At 62.8% G+C, this 14,506-nt stretch carries 21 protein-coding genes; 6 read left to right on the forward strand and 15 right to left on the reverse strand.

Annotated features, from left to right (window positions below; translation table 11 throughout):
- Positions 1-78 precede the first annotated feature (78 nt).
- Positions 79-819 carry a CAF17-like 4Fe-4S cluster assembly/insertion protein YgfZ gene (gene ygfZ, locus CCE89_RS01770; protein WP_086436947.1) on the forward strand — a complete coding sequence of 247 codons (741 nt, stop codon included), beginning with the start codon at positions 79-81 and terminating at the stop codon, positions 817-819.
- On the opposite strand, the gene CCE89_RS01775 is transcribed toward ygfZ, so the two are convergent.
- Positions 803-1,402: a TetR/AcrR family transcriptional regulator gene (locus tag CCE89_RS01775; RefSeq protein ID WP_086436316.1), complete on the reverse strand. Its 600-nt coding sequence runs from the start codon at positions 1,400-1,402 to the stop codon at positions 803-805. The genes ygfZ and CCE89_RS01775 overlap by 17 nt on opposite strands.
- A gap of 30 nt (positions 1,403-1,432) precedes the next feature.
- On the opposite strand from CCE89_RS01775, the gene CCE89_RS01780 reads away from it, so the two are divergent.
- The 3 genes from CCE89_RS01780 to CCE89_RS01790 all read left to right on the forward strand — a co-directional run bounded on the left by CCE89_RS01780 (position 1,433) and on the right by CCE89_RS01790 (position 4,297).
- Positions 1,433-2,365, forward strand: a complete 933-nt coding sequence (locus CCE89_RS01780; RefSeq protein ID WP_234989885.1) for a metal-dependent hydrolase — start codon at positions 1,433-1,435, stop codon at positions 2,363-2,365.
- 109 nt (positions 2,366-2,474) lie between these two features.
- Positions 2,475-3,338 (forward strand): diacylglycerol kinase family protein, encoded by an 864-nt coding sequence (locus CCE89_RS01785; RefSeq protein WP_086436317.1) that lies wholly within the window; start codon positions 2,475-2,477, stop codon positions 3,336-3,338.
- A 77-nt stretch (positions 3,339-3,415) separates the two neighbouring features.
- On the forward strand, positions 3,416-4,297 hold the full coding sequence (locus CCE89_RS01790) for a metal-dependent hydrolase (protein WP_234989886.1): 882 nt from the start codon (positions 3,416-3,418) through the stop codon (positions 4,295-4,297).
- Between the two features lie 60 nt (positions 4,298-4,357).
- Here the strand turns inward: CCE89_RS01790 and CCE89_RS01795 are convergent, their stop codons facing one another.
- The 3 genes from CCE89_RS01795 to rplU form a co-directional block, all read right to left on the reverse strand.
- Positions 4,358-4,891 (reverse strand): GNAT family N-acetyltransferase, encoded by a 534-nt coding sequence (locus CCE89_RS01795; protein WP_086436319.1) that lies wholly within the window; start codon positions 4,889-4,891, stop codon positions 4,358-4,360.
- Positions 4,892-5,104: 213 nt separating this feature from the next.
- Positions 5,105-5,374: a 50S ribosomal protein L27 gene (gene rpmA / locus CCE89_RS01800; RefSeq protein WP_086436320.1), complete on the reverse strand. Its 270-nt coding sequence runs from the start codon at positions 5,372-5,374 to the stop codon at positions 5,105-5,107.
- A gap of 12 nt (positions 5,375-5,386) precedes the next feature.
- Positions 5,387-5,899, reverse strand: coding sequence for a 50S ribosomal protein L21 (gene rplU / locus CCE89_RS01805; RefSeq protein WP_086436321.1), 513 nt, complete (start codon positions 5,897-5,899; stop codon positions 5,387-5,389).
- Positions 5,900-6,097: 198 nt separating this feature from the next.
- Between rplU and CCE89_RS01810 the strand changes: the two genes are divergently transcribed.
- Positions 6,098-6,610, forward strand: coding sequence for a hypothetical protein (locus CCE89_RS01810; RefSeq protein WP_143255934.1), 513 nt, complete (start codon positions 6,098-6,100; stop codon positions 6,608-6,610).
- Positions 6,607-7,305, forward strand: a complete 699-nt coding sequence (locus CCE89_RS01815; protein ID WP_086436323.1) for a Crp/Fnr family transcriptional regulator — start codon at positions 6,607-6,609, stop codon at positions 7,303-7,305. Before CCE89_RS01810 ends, CCE89_RS01815 begins: the two co-directional genes overlap by 4 nt.
- Positions 7,306-7,315: 10 nt before the next feature.
- On the opposite strand, the gene CCE89_RS01820 is transcribed toward CCE89_RS01815, so the two are convergent.
- The 11 genes from CCE89_RS01820 to CCE89_RS01870 form a co-directional block, all read right to left on the reverse strand.
- Positions 7,316-7,738, reverse strand: a complete 423-nt coding sequence (locus CCE89_RS01820) for a hypothetical protein (RefSeq protein WP_086436324.1) — start codon at positions 7,736-7,738, stop codon at positions 7,316-7,318.
- 64 nt (positions 7,739-7,802) lie between these two features.
- On the reverse strand, positions 7,803-8,285 hold the full coding sequence (locus tag CCE89_RS01825) for a molybdenum cofactor biosynthesis protein MoaE (protein WP_086436325.1): 483 nt from the start codon (positions 8,283-8,285) through the stop codon (positions 7,803-7,805).
- Positions 8,278-8,520, reverse strand: coding sequence for a MoaD/ThiS family protein (locus CCE89_RS01830; protein WP_086436326.1), 243 nt, complete (start codon positions 8,518-8,520; stop codon positions 8,278-8,280). Before CCE89_RS01830 ends, CCE89_RS01825 begins: the two co-directional genes overlap by 8 nt.
- A gap of 1 nt (position 8,521) precedes the next feature.
- Complete coding sequence (gene moaA, locus CCE89_RS01835) at positions 8,522-9,568, reverse strand: GTP 3',8-cyclase MoaA (RefSeq protein ID WP_234989887.1); 1,047 nt, start codon at positions 9,566-9,568, stop codon at positions 8,522-8,524.
- Complete coding sequence (locus CCE89_RS01840) at positions 9,561-9,875, reverse strand: Rossmann fold domain-containing protein (protein ID WP_143255935.1); 315 nt, start codon at positions 9,873-9,875, stop codon at positions 9,561-9,563. Before CCE89_RS01840 ends, moaA begins: the two co-directional genes overlap by 8 nt.
- Positions 9,876-9,881: 6 nt before the next feature.
- Complete coding sequence (locus CCE89_RS01845; RefSeq protein WP_086436328.1) at positions 9,882-10,253, reverse strand: dihydroneopterin aldolase; 372 nt, start codon at positions 10,251-10,253, stop codon at positions 9,882-9,884.
- A gap of 9 nt (positions 10,254-10,262) precedes the next feature.
- The gene (locus CCE89_RS01850) at positions 10,263-11,153 is read right to left on the reverse strand and encodes a class I SAM-dependent methyltransferase (protein WP_086436329.1); all 891 of its coding nucleotides are present in this window, start codon (positions 11,151-11,153) and stop codon (positions 10,263-10,265) included.
- Positions 11,153-12,553 (reverse strand): threonine synthase, encoded by a 1,401-nt coding sequence (gene thrC / locus CCE89_RS01855; RefSeq protein ID WP_086436330.1) that lies wholly within the window; start codon positions 12,551-12,553, stop codon positions 11,153-11,155. Before thrC ends, CCE89_RS01850 begins: the two co-directional genes overlap by 1 nt.
- 58 nt (positions 12,554-12,611) lie before the next feature.
- A complete protein-coding gene (locus tag CCE89_RS01860; protein WP_234989888.1) occupies positions 12,612-13,187 on the reverse strand; it encodes an SURF1 family cytochrome oxidase biogenesis protein in 576 nt (191 codons plus the stop codon).
- Entirely contained in the window at positions 13,184-13,591 is a 408-nt protein-coding gene (locus CCE89_RS01865) for a DUF983 domain-containing protein (RefSeq protein ID WP_086436331.1), read from the reverse strand. The genes CCE89_RS01860 and CCE89_RS01865 overlap by 4 nt, the downstream gene beginning before the upstream one ends.
- Positions 13,591-14,457 (reverse strand): cytochrome c oxidase subunit 3, encoded by an 867-nt coding sequence (locus CCE89_RS01870; RefSeq protein ID WP_086436332.1) that lies wholly within the window; start codon positions 14,455-14,457, stop codon positions 13,591-13,593. The genes CCE89_RS01865 and CCE89_RS01870 overlap by 1 nt, the downstream gene beginning before the upstream one ends.
- Positions 14,458-14,506 lie beyond the last annotated feature (49 nt).

The following is a 14,506-nucleotide window of genomic DNA, read 5'->3' on the forward strand; positions in this document are numbered from 1 at the left end:
GCGCCCCTATTGCGCGGCATGGGAGAGGCTTGCAATCGCAACTTGTAAACACCGGCCGCCACACCCACTGTGACAGACATGACCGCAACACGCCTATTTGATCGCGCCGTCATCCGGCTCTCGCCTCTCGACGAAAGCGAGAGCGTCATCGAGTTCCTCCAGGGTCTCGTCACCAACGACGTCACGCAGGATCTGCCGTGCTACGCCGGGCTGTTGACGGCGCAGGGCAAGGCGCTTTTCGATTTCATCGTCTGGCCTTCCGGCAAGGACACCTTGCTGATCGATTGCGAGGCAGACCTGGCCGAAGAGCTGGTCAAGCGACTGTCGCTTTACCGCCTGCGGCGCAAGATCGAGATCGCAGTGGACCCGGATGTGGCGGTGCACTGGCAGGGGCACCTCGGAGATGGCGCTCCGCCCGACCCGCGCCTTGGCGCACTTGGACAGCGCTGGCTTGCACCGGTCAGCGACACCGACGAGCCCGCCGACGCCGAATGGCGCGCGCACCGCCTGTCGCTGGGAGTGCCCGAAGGCCGCGCCGAACTCGGCGATATCCTCTGGCTGGAGACCAATGCGGTCGAACTCCACGGCGTCAGCTTCGGCAAGGGCTGCTACATCGGACAGGAGAACACCGCGCGGATGAACTGGCGGCAAAAGGCCAACCGCCGCCTGCTGGTGGTGCCGCTCGACAAGTCCGAGGAGAAACGCCGCAAGATCGCCTACGAGGATCTTGGGCTAGCCGTGGATCATCTGCGCGTAAGCGACATCGATCCCGATCTCGCGCCCGAATGGCTGCGCGCCTCGCTTACTGCGCCGGAGTGAACGTCGCGATCGAGTTTTCGAGCATCCGCTGAGCGCGCTCGCGCGCCGCAGTTTCCGGCAGGCCGAGCGAACGGGCCAGCGCCGATCCGATCAACGCATCGCCCATCGCCATCAGCACCAGTGCGAGCGTATCCTCGTGAACGCGCATCAGGTCCGCGTGCGTCTCCGCCTCTTCGGGCGCGATCTCGTCCACCAGTTCGTGGATCGTTTCGACGATCGGGCTGAGCGCATCCTCATTGCCGGTCAGGATCATCCAGCTGGCGAGCGCGCCTGCCCCTTCCTTGTCGAACGCATCGAAAGCGAGGTCGACCACTTCGCGCGGGCTCCCGAGCCCCGCCCGGCTCGCCCGAACCGCATCCTTGATCGATTCGCACACCGTTTCGGCGAGGTGCCGTGCGAGTTCTTTCTGCAATCCGGACGCTGACCCAAAATGGTGCAACAAGTTCGCATGGGTGCGTCCAATTCGCGCCGCCACCGCCTTCAAAGTGACCGACTGCGGCCCTGTTTCTATCAACAGTGCACGGGCCGCCTGCAATGCAGAACTGCGCGATTCTTCGGGCGTTAACCTCTTGCGACTTGCCATTATTATTTATGCCTAATAGTTTCTTAAGCCGTGACTGATCAAACTTCTTCGGACGTAGAGCGCAACACGACGCTCGACAAGGTTGCGGACCGCGGCCTTGATGCCCCTGCGACAGGCTATAGCAGCGCCACGCCGGAAGAACACGAGCTGATCGTGCGCGACCGGCGTTTCGACCGCAAGGCCATGGTACCGCGCCACTGGCACTCCGGCGATCCGGTTGCCACCGCCTGGTATAATTCGGTATCCGCCAGCCTGCCACGCGGCGAGGCCTTCTTCATCGATACCCTGCGCATGTTCCGCGATGATATCCCGCCCAAGCTGGCGCGCGAGATCAAGGCGTTCACCACGCAGGAAATCAACCACACGCGCGAACACGTCGCCTTCAATCGCCTCGTCAGCGACCACGGCTACAATGTCGAAAGCATCGACCAGGGCATCCAGGCGATGCTCGACCTGACCGCGGGGCGGCCCAAGGAATTCAACCTCGCGATCACCATCGCGCTCGAACATTTCGCCGCGATCATCAGCCGCCAACTGCTGGCGAAGCCCGAATATCTGGAAGGCGCCGATCCGGTCGCTGCAGAGGTGTGGCGCTGGCACGCGACCGAAGAGATCGAGCACAAGGGCCTCGTCTATGACGTGTGGCTTCACGCGACGCGCGACTGGTCGGCGTGGAAACGCTACAAGACCCGCGCGCTGATCGCCGCACTCATCACCAAGAAATACTTCGGCAACCGCATTCGCGATGCCATCGGCCTGCTCGAACAGGACGGTTACAGCCGCCGCCAGGCCAAGTGGAAGCTCTACGCTTTCCTGTGGTGGAAACCGGGCATGATGCGCCGCATGTTCTTCGAATGGGCAACCATCCTCACTCCGAACTTCCACCCGTGGAAGCATGATGACCGCGCGCTGATCGGGAAGCTCGACAGCCCCTATGCCGATGCGGTGATGCCGGCGGAATAGGCTTAGACGGGTTGCCGAAAGCGCAATCCGTTTGAAATCATTCCATTGGCCGAGCGTTCTGCCGAGGCTGCGACCTGAAACGTAGCGGCGCGTGAAGCGTTTGTCGGATATGATCGAATACGAATGCCCTTGGCTGATCGTTAACAGCGCGAGCGGAAGCTATTCTGAAAAGGCAGTGGCAGACGTTCGCGCGGCGCTATGTTCTGGCTCCTCACTGGACGTAAAGACGCTTGATTGCAGTAGCGTCGACTTGCCTGGTGCAAAGGAGCTGGATCAGGCTGGTGTCCGCCGACTGGTTGTTTTTTCGGGCGACGGCACGATGTCGAACTACCTTGGCAGGTTGGAAAAAGAGGGCTGGGAAGGCGCTGCACTCCCCCTCCCCGGCGGGACCAAGAATCTGCTTTGCACCGATATGCATGGGACATCCTCGGCGGCCGATTTGGCCGCTATGTATGCCCGCGGCGAGCTTTCCGAGACCACCCGCGACTGTATGCGCTGCGGATCCCTGACCGCACTTGCCGAGATCCTCGCTGGCCCTGGCGCGCGCTGGGCCGACGTGCGGGAAGAAATGCGGGACCATGAGATCGGCGCCGCGCTGAAAGATGGCATCGACATCGCGGAGGAGGCCGCGCAAGGCGTGCTGGTGCAGCTTGTCGACCCTCCTACCGAGAAGGGATATCCGGGTCTGCATTTCTCCCTTCAGGAGGGCGCCATCGAGGCGCGCGGATATCCCCTGGAGACGGTACGCGACTGGATCGGGCAAGGCTGGGCGATGGCGACACGCGACTTTCGCGAAGGGCCCTTTGACGAGCTCGGAAAAATGCAAATCGCGCGTTGCGAGGTGATCGGAGGTGACGGTTCAGCGAAGGGTATGGACCTGATGGTGGACGGAGAGCGTGAAACCGCCGGGCACAGGGTCGAGATCGGACGCGAAGTCTTCGGCCTCGCTTTTCTGCATCGGGACGAGAGATAGCTTGCGCATCACTATTGACATCAATGTCAGTAAGCGCTACTTACAACGATGTCAGTAACGCGCAATGGAGTCCCCCAGTGAACGCCCCTGCAAAAATCGATCTCGATACCGCGACGACGAACGGTCCCACTCCCGCCGATCTCGAAATCACGATTCGTGACGAACGGTTCAATCGCGAATCGACCCCCAGCCGCTGGTGGGCCGGTGAGCCCTTCGGCACCGCCTGGCACAATGCGCTCTCCGCCACTTTCCCGCGTGGCGAAGCATTCTTCATCGAAGCTGTAAAGGCACATCGCGAAGGCGCTCCGCCCAAGCTGGAGGCCGAAATCCGCGCCTTCGTGCGGCAGGAAATCAACCACACGCGCGAACACATCGCCTTCAACAAGCTGGCCGAGAACGCCGGTTACGATATCAAGGCGATCGACGAGCGTGTGCGCGAGATGCTTGAACTGACCAAGGATCGTCCCGCGATCGCCAATCTCGCAGTCACCATGGCGCTCGAACATTACACCGCGATGATGGCGCATGAGTTTCTCGCCAATCCCGAACATTTCAAGGACGCGGATCCCGAAGTCCGCGACATGTGGCGCTGGCACGCCGTCGAGGAAGTCGAGCACAAGGGCGTCGCCTACGACACATGGATCCATGCCACCAAGGACTGGTCGGCCTGGCAGCGCTGGAAAGTCCGCAGCCTCGTGATGGTCTCGGTCACCGGTCGCTTCTTCAAGAACCGCTGGGTCGATTCGATGAACCTGCTCGCTCAGGACGGCATCACCGGCTGGAAGGCGCGCTGGGGTCTGTTCAAGTATCTTACGGTTAGCCCGGGCGTGGTGCGCCGCATCTTCCCGGCCTGGCTCGCCTACTTCAAGCCCGGCTTCCACCCTTGGGATCACGACGATCGGGAACTGATCAATCTCTACGAAGGCGAGTTCGAAGACGCGCTGATGCCGGCCGAGTAGGCCCAGACAACATTCCTCCAAAAAAAGGCCCCGTGAGCGTATCGCGGGGCCTTTCTCTTGTCAGGCAGCTTGTGGGACCGCGCCCGGCATCGACACGAGGTCAAACTCGTATTCGGCGCATGGCGCTTCCTCCCCGCGCCCGCAGCTATGGCGCTTTACGACCCGTCCAGTTGCCTCGAAGCCGAGCTTTGCGAGAACCCGGCCCGAGGCGGGATTGTCGAGGAAATGGCTTGCCACGATCCGCTCGTGACCCAGCATTCTTGCGACATCCAGAACGGCGCGTCCGGCCTCGGTGGCGTAGCCCTGTCCCCAGTATGGCCGCGCGATCCAGTAACCGAGCTCCACCTCGCCCTCCGTCAGATCGATTCCGATACAGCCGATGAGCGCCGCGTCACGGGCCCGCGTGATGAGGAAACGCGGGTACATCGGATCGACAGGAAGTTTGACGAACTGGCGCGCATCTTCGGCGCTGTAGGGCCACGGCGCGCGCGCAAGATTGCGCACCACGCCTTCATCGGCGATTCCGCCGAGCACCTGGCTCCAATCCTCGGGCCAGGGGGGTCTCAACAGCAGTCTTTCGCTGCGATGGAACATCGTCATTCTCCTCATCGCCACGCCCCCAGTGGGATTGATGCCGCGATAGGCATCATGCGTGACAGTTGCATTGCGGCGAAAGCGGATTTCGCCAGCTTGTGAGGGAGAAACGACAAGAGGGAGACGGGTCGGCCCCATCTCCCTCTAAGTCTGCCGGTGGTTATTCCGGCTGGGACCGTCCCGTCTGGACAGTCCCGTCATCGAACCGTCCGGTTATTCGGCTGCTTCCATAATCGCATCCACGGATACGTATTTGCGGCCGAGTTTGCCCGAGTGGAATCGCACCACGCCGTCTTCGAGAGCGAAGAGCGTGTGATCCTTGCCCATGCCGACATTGCTGCCCGGATAGAACTTGGTGCCGCGCTGGCGCACGATGATGTTGCCGGCGACCACACCCTGGCTGCCGAACTTCTTCACACCGAGGCGACGGCCAGCTGAGTCGCGACCGTTGCGCGATGAACCGCCTGCTTTCTTATGTGCCATCGTCCGTAATCCTTACTTCTTGTCTTCCGCCTTCTTGGCGGTCTTCTTGGCCGGAGCCTTCTTCTCTGCGGGCTTCTTGGTCGCAGCGGTCTTCTTCGGCGCAGCCTTCTTGGCTTCGGCTTCGCCCTTGGTCGCGCCCTTCGCAGGTGCTTCCTTCTTGGCCGCTTCCTTCTTCGGAGCCTCGTCCTTCTTGGCTTCAGCCTTCTTCGGCGCAGCCTTGGCCTTGCCTTCGCCCACGTCGGTGATCCGCAGCAGCGTCATCTGCTGGCGGTGACCGGCCTTGCGACGATAGTTGTGACGGCGACGCTTCTTGAAAACGACAACCTTTTCGCTCTTGGCCTGTGCGATGATCTCCGCCGAAACGGTGACCTTCGAGGCATCGGCGATGCTGTCACCTTCACCGGCGAGCAGAACGTCGCCCAGGGTCACGGTGTCGCCGGCTTCTCCGGCGAGCTTTTCGACTGCGATCTTGTCTCCGGCGGCAACCCGATATTGTTTGCCGCCCGTGCGCACTACTGCGAACATGGTGGTAATACTCTCAATCTATTGCTGTGCCCCATCCTCTTGAACAGGGCGCGTCCGACGCACCGCCTTTTGGCGGGCTACCGGAAAGATGGGTGCCGTTAAGGGAAGACTGCCGCCAAGTCAACGGCTCAATGCCGCGATTTTGCAGTCTGCAGACTCTGGCACCCGGCACACTCTCTGCTATGTGGCATGGAGATTATGCGTTGCAAGCCCCTCTCGCTCGTCGCTTCGCTGGTCGCATTCGCCTGTCTTGGCGGATGCGCGGCGAATGCTGACCGTTATCCGTCACTCGCCATCCGCGATATCGAGCGGGTTTCGGGTACGTTCGATGTGGACCCGGCCACGGCGGAGCCTCCGCCCACCTTGCCTGCATCCGAGCTCGAAACCATCCCGTCACTGGTCGCGGCCGCGCAAAGCGCGCATCAGCGATTCATTGCTGCGGCCCCTTCCGCCCGCAGACAGGTCGCCGCAGCAATTGGCGCCAACGTGAACGACAATAGCTGGGCGAGCGCGCAGGTCGCGCTGGCCGACCTCGAATCGCTTCGCAGCCAGGCGGCGATCCCGCTGGGCGACCTCGACAGACTCAATGCCGAAGCAGCGATTACCTTTGCCGATAGCGAGGCGGTCGACCAGGCGCGCGCGGAAGTTCTGGCGATGATCGAGGAGGAGGATCAGGTGCTGGCCGAACTTCGCGGGAGATTGACGCGATGAACCTCGCCTGCGCCAGTTGCCCTGTTCGCGACAGCGCCGCCTGCTCGGTATTGAGCGAGGACGAGCGCAACACCCTGGCCTCGCTCGGACGCACGCGCACTCTCAAGCGCGGAGAGATGCTCTTCGCTGCAGGTGACGAGGACGCCGCATGCGCCACGCTCGTAAGCGGCGCGCTCAAGGTCTGCGCGACGAATCGCGACGGTGACGAGCAGATCCTCGCCCTCGTCCATCCATCGGGGTTCACCGGTGAGATGTTCGCGCCCTTCGCTCACCACGACGTGGTGGCCCTGACCGAGAGCAAACTGTGCACGTTCGCGCGGCGCGACATGGAACGCGCGGTGGAAGATTACCCTGCGCTAGCCCGCGCCTTGCTGCGCCGCAGCCAGGAAGATCTCCACAATACGCGCAGCATGCTCGAGCTGACCGCGCATGGCAGCGCCGAAGCGCGACTCGCAGCGTTGCTCTATGACTTTGCGCGGGCGGCAAGCGATTCGCCCTGCCATCCGGCGCAGCACTTCGAATTGCCGCTGACGCGGGGCGAGATGGCCAACATGCTTGGCCTCACGATCGAGACCGTCAGCCGCAAGCTCGGAGAGTTCGAAAAGCTCGGGATCGTAAACCGCACAGGCAAGCGCGGGATCGAACTGGTCGACCCCGCGCACCTGCAGGTCCTGTCTGGGAAGGACGGGGAGTAGTCGGCCCCTCTCAGACCGTCGCGGCTATCGTCACCACCGCAAATCCCCAAAGCAGAACCAGGACCGGCAGGATCAGAACCTGAATGGTTGCATCTTTCGCGGCCAGTCGTCCGGTGTGGGTCATGATCCCTTCGCTCGCGAAGCGCGTCCAGCTCTTGGCCGATTTATCGTTGTCCGGGCGCATCCGCGTCCAGATGGTCGGGAGCCCGAAACCGGCGACGATAAAGAAGGTGAAAATCACCATCGGAATGATCAGGCCGGGTGTCGAAAACGCCAGCGCCGTCACGCCGAGGAACCCGAGGTAGGCCCCCACGGTTGCCCCATAGAGCGCGCGGGGAAGCTCGAAACTGCGATCAACCTTGGTCGGCGTGCGCGGAGCCTCGACGATGCGGGCTCTTTCGAGGACGACTTCCTGAGTAATGCGTTTCGACATGACGATATCTCCTTGTTTCGGAGATTGTCATGCTCGCAGACCGATTCGCCTGCCTTGATGCAGATCAAACCCTGGACGTTTTGTCCCAGCGCGCGCGATCGGAATAGTCTTCGCCGCGCGGCTCGATCCAGTGCCACTGTCCCTGCCGCTTCTCGCGCTTCCAGAACCAGGCGGCGCTCTTGAGATGATCCATGGCGAAATCCACCGCTTCGATAGCAGCGCGGCGATGCCGGGCTGCAGCCGCGACCAGCACGATCCCCTCGCCCGGCTGGAGATAGCCGACCCGGTGCCACATGAGCAGCCCGTCGAGCGTAAACCGGTCTAGCGCGCTGGCAGCCAGTTCCTCCATCCCCGGTAGGGTCAGCGGTTGGTAGTGCTGCAGTTCCAGCCCCTCGACTCCGCCACCCGGGCGGACTTTCCCGACGAAGCTCGCGACACCTCCCGCCTCTTCATGTGCGGCGTTGAAAGCCGCAAGCCCCTCGCCGAAGCTCAAGCCCCTGGTGAGGACGCGAACGTCCGAAGGTCTTGAGATCGAGAGCCTAGCCACCGCTGACTGGGGGAAGCAGCGCGACCTCGTCGCCGTCCTGAGCCAGCAATGCCGCCTTGTCCGCGAGCACCTTGCCCGCGCAAGCGACGTTCACGCGCTCGTTGCGCAATTGCCCGGCTATTTCGTCGCCCACCGCAGCCAGCAGGCCCTCCCAATCGAGCGGAGCGGCGACTTCGCGAGAATCCTCGCCTGCCATATCGCGCAAGGGGCCAAGGAAAACGACCGTCACCGCCATGTCAGCCGCCCGTCATGGACATGTGGCGCGGCTGGGCAGGTTCGGCGCCGCGTTCCGAGATGTCAAAGTGATGCTTCTCCGGCTTGATCGTCATCGCCTCTACCAGCGCGCGCTCGAGATTGGCTTCCGGATTCTCGGAGCGCAGTGCGGCGCGCAGATCGACCCGCTCACCGCCGCCAAGGCAAGGATAAAGCTGGCCCGTCGCAGTCACGCGCAGGCGATTGCACCCGGCGCAGAAATTGTTGGTCAGCGGCGTGATCATGCCGAGCTTGCCGCCGGTCTCCGCAATCCGCTCATAACGCGCCGGACCTCCGGTGCTTTCGGACAGCGGTTCGAGCGTCCAGCGCTGTTCGAGCCGTGCCCGCACGTCCGAAAGCGGCAGGAAGTGATCGACGCGGTCCTCATCCACGTCACCCAGCGGCATGACTTCGATCAGCGTGAGATCGTGTCCTTCGCCATGGGCCCATGCGATGAGATCGGGCAATTCATCCTCATTCACGCCCTTGAGCGCGACGGTGTTGATCTTGACCTTGAGGCCTGCCTCCTTCGCCGCCGCAAGGCCGACCAGCACATCCTTGAGCTTGTCCCGGCGGGAGAGTCGCGCGAACTTGCCCTCGTCGAGCGTGTCGAGCGAGACATTCACCCGCCGCACTCCAGCGCGATGAAGATCGGTAGCGTAGCGGGCCAGCTGCGTGCCATTGGTCGTGAGAGTCAGCTCTTCCAGCCCGCCATGTCCCGCGGGGCCTAGCTTGCGCCCCAGCGCCCGGAATAACTCGAGAATGTCGCGCCGGACCAGAGGTTCGCCGCCGGTAATACGGATCTTGGTCACGCCGCGCGCGATGAAGCCGAGCGATAGCTTGTAGAGCTCTTCCAGGCTCAGCACTTCCTTGCGCGGGAGAAACTGCATCCGTTCGGGCATGCAATAGGTGCAGCGCAGGTCGCAGCGATCGGTGACCGACAGACGCAGGTATGTGATACGGCGCTGGAAAGTATCGACCAGCGGCTTGGCCTCGCTTGCGGGCATCAAGACATCGCGCACTCTACTCATGACCGGGAAGATACTGTCCCGTGACGCCCGGCGCATCCATCAAATAGGATAGCATCGCATCGCGCGTGGCAGAATCGGGGGCGCTGATGATATTGACCAGCTTAGGGGCATGCGCCCGGGCGAGGTCGCGCGCCAATGCCCTGCGCCAGTCATCATGCGATGTGGGAGCGGAAGGAAGCGCGAGCACGAGCGAATCGGCCTCATCCGACAGAGCCTCTCGCGCAGCCTCAAGCCAATGCGCATGGAAGCTCGCCGCAGCTTCGATCTCGCATTCCGGCAATCGGTCTATGGTGAGGACCGCCTGCACCTCCGGTTATTTCCGCTCGCGGTGCAGGGTAATGCCGATCTTCTCGCCCGCCTCGGCAATCGCCAGCTTGACGATCTTGACCGTTACCGCCTCGACCCGGGCGTCCTGCACGAACAGCGTTTCGCAAATGTGGTCGGCAACCGCTTCGATCAGCTTGAAATGCACACCTTCGGGAAGCGCGCCGGAGGCCGCGAATTTTAGGTCCATGTAGTTCTTGCTCGCTTCGAGCGGCGTGTCAGGCTCGTAACGTGCTTCGGGTGTCAGCCGCGCCTGGATTGTGATGCGGAGCGGTTGCGGCTTGCCTGTCTCCTCCGAATAAATGCCGGTCAGGACATCGTGTTCGAAATCGGCGACTTCCAGGATGAGCGAATCGTTCATGGCGCGGGCTTAGCCTGAATTGCTCCAGCGTGCGAAAATCGCGGTCGGCAAAAGGCGTCTACCCTCCCCCTGTTCCTGCACGGCCAGATCGCCGTGCTCGATTGTACCGGGCAGATCGGCGAAGAGATCGTCAACCAACCCCGCCAGCGCAAGGCTGCTCATTCGCACGGCATAGACCGTAAGGAACAGGAACCGGCTTTCACTATCGAGCAGATGGCGGCAATCGGCGAGCAGCCCGGGGAGGCTTTCCTCGAGCCGCCAGGTCTCGTTCTTGGGTCCGCGGCCGAACTTGGGCGGATCGAGGATGATCCCGTCATAGCGGTTTTCCCGGCGCACCTCGCGCGCGGCGAACTTGGCGGCATCGTCGACCAGCCAGCGGATCGGCCGGTCCTCCATCCCCGACAGCGCGGCATTCTCGCGGGCCTGGGCCACGGACTTTTTCGACGCATCGACATGGGTGACCCGGCCGTGGCGGCTGAGCGCAAGCGAGCCGACGCCGGTGTAGCCGAACAGGTTGAGCGTTTCCGCGTCATCCCGGCCTTCGAGCTGCGCGCGCATCCAGTTCCACACCGGCGCCATGTCGGGGAAGAACTGCAGGTGGCGAAAGGGTGTCGGTAGCGCCGTGAAGCGCGCCTCGTCCCACGAAAGCTCCCAGCCCTCCTCAGGGACTTCTGGCGAGAGGTTCCAGCGTCCCCCGCCATCCTCATCCGAACCGGGAAGGAACTCGCCATCGGCATCCCAATCGCCAAGGCGCGGGCTCCACATGGCCTGCGGTTCGGGGCGGATGAAACTGTAGGGACCGAAACTCTCGAGCTTCCTGCCATGCCCACTATCGAGCAGGCGATAGGCGTCCCAGCCTTCGCCGACCATCAATATTGGATTGCGAACCAGTTCGGCCATCAGTTTGCCGGTGTTGCACGCTCGGCGATGAAGTCGCGCACGGTGTCGTATTCGCCCGGCAGCTCTGTGTAAGCCTCTTCGCGCGCAAACAGATCGCCGACGCGAGTGGGCAGGTCCGGCCTCAGACCGATCGCGCGCTCGACCGCATCGCGGAACTTCGCCGGATGCGCGGTCGCCAGCGTTACAATCGGAGTGCTCGTTGCGATGTCGGCCTGCTGCGCGGCGTGCAACCCGATGGCTGTATGCGGGTCTATGACCTGGCAGGAATGATCGTGCGCCCAGCGAATCGCGCGCGCCATATCGTCTGCATCTGCGCGCGCGCTGGTGAAGAGTTGCGCTGCCCCTTCGCGCTGCGAGTTCGTCAGCTGCATCGCCTTGGTGGTTTCAAAACCGCGCATCTGCTCGGCCATGGCCGACCCATCGCGGCCGCCGCAATCGAACAGGAGCCGTTCGAAATTGGAGCTGACCTGAATATCCATGCTTGGCGCAGCCGTCGGCGTGACGGTCCCGGCCGAGTAATCTCCGTCGGTCAGCGCGCGGTGGAGGATGTCGTTGACGTTGGTCGCCACGATCAGCTGCGAGATCGGCAGGCCCATTTTCGCCGCGACGTAACCTGCAAAGACGTCACCGAAATTGCCGGTCGGCACGCTGAACGCGACTTCGCGATGCGGCGCACCCAGTTGCAGTGCGCTGGCGAAGTAATAGACCACCTGCGCCATGAGCCGCGCCCAGTTGATCGAGTTGACCGCACCGATGTGGAAGCGGCTGGTGAGGCTCTCGTCGGAGAACATGCGCTTCACCATCGCCTGCGCGTCGTCGAAGCTGCCCTCGATAGCGATATTGTGGACGTTGGGTGCGCGAACGGTCGTCATCTGGCGGCGCTGGACGTCGCTGACCCGGCCATTCGGGTGCAGCATGAAAATGTCGACGCCTTCACGCCCCGCGACCGCGTCAATCGCCGCAGAACCAGTATCGCCGCTCGTGGCGCCGACGATGGTCAGGTTCGACTTGCGGCGGCTGAGGAAGGTTTCGAACAGCAGGCCGAGGAGCTGCAGCGCAACGTCCTTGAACGCCAGCGTGGGGCCGTGGAACAACTCGAGCAGCCATTGCCGCTCGTCGAGCTGGACCAGCGGGGTCACCGCATCATGCGCGAAGCGGCCATAGGCCTGCTGGCATAGGCTCAGCAGTTCTTCCTCACTCAGGCTGTCGCCAACAAACGGCGCCATGATCCGCGCGGCAAGTTCTGCATAAGGCAAGCCAGCCATATCGGCGATCTCGGCTTCGCTGAACTGCGGCCACTCGCGCGGCAGGTAAAGCCCGCCGTCGCTCGCGAGACCCGCCAGCGTGACGCCTTCGAAATCGAGCGCGAGCGCGCTCCCTCTGGTCGAGATATATTCCATCGCCGTGCCGGTTAGCCGCGCTGGGACCGCTGGGCAAGAAAGGAGCGCTTTGCGCCCTTCAAGCTTCCTCGCGCAGCTTCTTTCTGATCGCGAGGAAATAGATCACCAGAGCCGTCAGCGCGAAGAAGAACCACTGGCCGGCATAGGCAAGGTGATTGTTGGGCAGGTCGCTCGGATCGGGCTTGGCAAGAGGTTGGAGACCGGCGACCGGGGGATCGGCCACTAGACGCGGTCCGGGAGCTATCGTGCCTTGAACTTCGCCGCCCGACCAATCGCCCTCGAGCGGTTGCCTTGTGAAGCCGAGCGCGACCTCCGCTTCCTCGCCATTGGCAAATCGACACGTGGCAATCTGCGCAAGGCCCTTCGCGCCATTGGCGGCCGTGGCAGCGCTGGTCCTGCGTCCGATAACCTCGCGGCAATCGACGGCGCTACGACGGTAGAGGCGCTGTTCAACTTCGGCAGCACTGGTCGGCCATGCGACGAGACCCACCACCTCGCCAGCATCGCTATATCGCGCAATCAGCGCTTCCTTCTCGTCGGCCCGGCCCAACTGCCAGAAGCCGAGCGCGACCATGACACCGGCTGCAGCAAGGACGATGATCGTCGGAATGATGGGCAGCTTGCGGAGATTCACCGCTCACCTTCCTCGCCTGACGAGGAAACCGCCTCAGCCGCCTTGTTGCGATATTCGGCGATCAGCAGCCATGCCTTTGCCACCCGAAGGCCGAGCAGCACCGCGCCCGTGGTTATCGGAATCCAGATCAGCGCGTGCACCCAGAAAGGCGGCGCCAGCGCCACTTCGAGCCACAGCGCAAGGCCAACGATCAGTGCGCCGATCATCAGCGTCAGGAATGCCGCTGGCCCGTCACCGACATTAAAGCGCGAAAGATCCAGCCCGCATACACGGCAACGCGGCGCGAACTGCACGACGCCGTCAAACAGCGTCCGCGAGCCGCATTTGGGGCACAAACCGAAAAGGGCAGCCTGAGCGAACTCCGGCTGCCCCTGTTCGTTTGCAGGACTTTCGTCCGCGTCCATCAATGGATCGGCGCGCCCCAACCGCCCCAGATGTAGACGGCGATGAAGAGGAACAGCCACACGACGTCGACGAAGTGCCAGTACCATGCTGCCGCTTCGAAACCGAAGTGCTGGCGCGGAGTGAAGTGGCCCTTGTAAGCGCGCAGCAGGCACACGATCAGGAAGATCGTGCCGACCAGGACGTGGAACCCGTGGAACCCGGTCGCCATGTAGAAGCCCGAGCTATAGGTGTTTCCGCCGAAGCCGAACGGCGCGACGGCATATTCATATGCCTGAATCGAGGTGAACAACACGCCGAGCAGGATGGTCGCCCACAGGCCCTTCTTGAGACCATCGCGATCGCCATGGATCAGCGCATGGTGCGCCCAGGTGACCGTGGTACCCGAACACAGCAGGATCAGCGTGTTGAGCAGCGGGAGCGAGAACGGATCGAGGACTTCCATGCCCTCGGGCACCAGCGTAGCGCGAGCAAGCGCGCCTTCCTGGCCGAAGAGCGTGGTCGTCAGGCCCGTTTCGGGATCGTAGGTGAGCGGCTCGGGGAACAGGGCGAAGTCGAAGAATGCCCAGAACCAGCCAACGAAGAACATCACTTCGGACGCGATGAACAGGATCATGCCGTAGCGCATGTGGAGCTGGACGACCGGCGTGTGGTCGCCGCCTTGTGCTTCCTTCACGACATTGCCGAACCAGCTGAAGAAAGTCGCGATCAGGCCCATGATGCCGAGCCCCAGCACGATCTGCCAGCTGGCCATGTCGTGCATCATCAGCACCATGCCACTGGTGAATGTCAGAGCCGAAAAGGCGCCGATCAGCGGCCAGATATCGGGTTCGAGAATGTGATAATCGTGGTTCTTGGTGCCAGCCATGAATCAATCCTGTCGTATGGGTGACCCGCCCTTAAAGCGCCACGGCGCG

Origin of the sequence: Altererythrobacter xiamenensis, assembly GCF_900177715.1 — a bacterium.
GTDB classification, from domain to species: Bacteria; Pseudomonadota; Alphaproteobacteria; order Sphingomonadales; family Sphingomonadaceae; genus Erythrobacter; species Erythrobacter xiamenensis.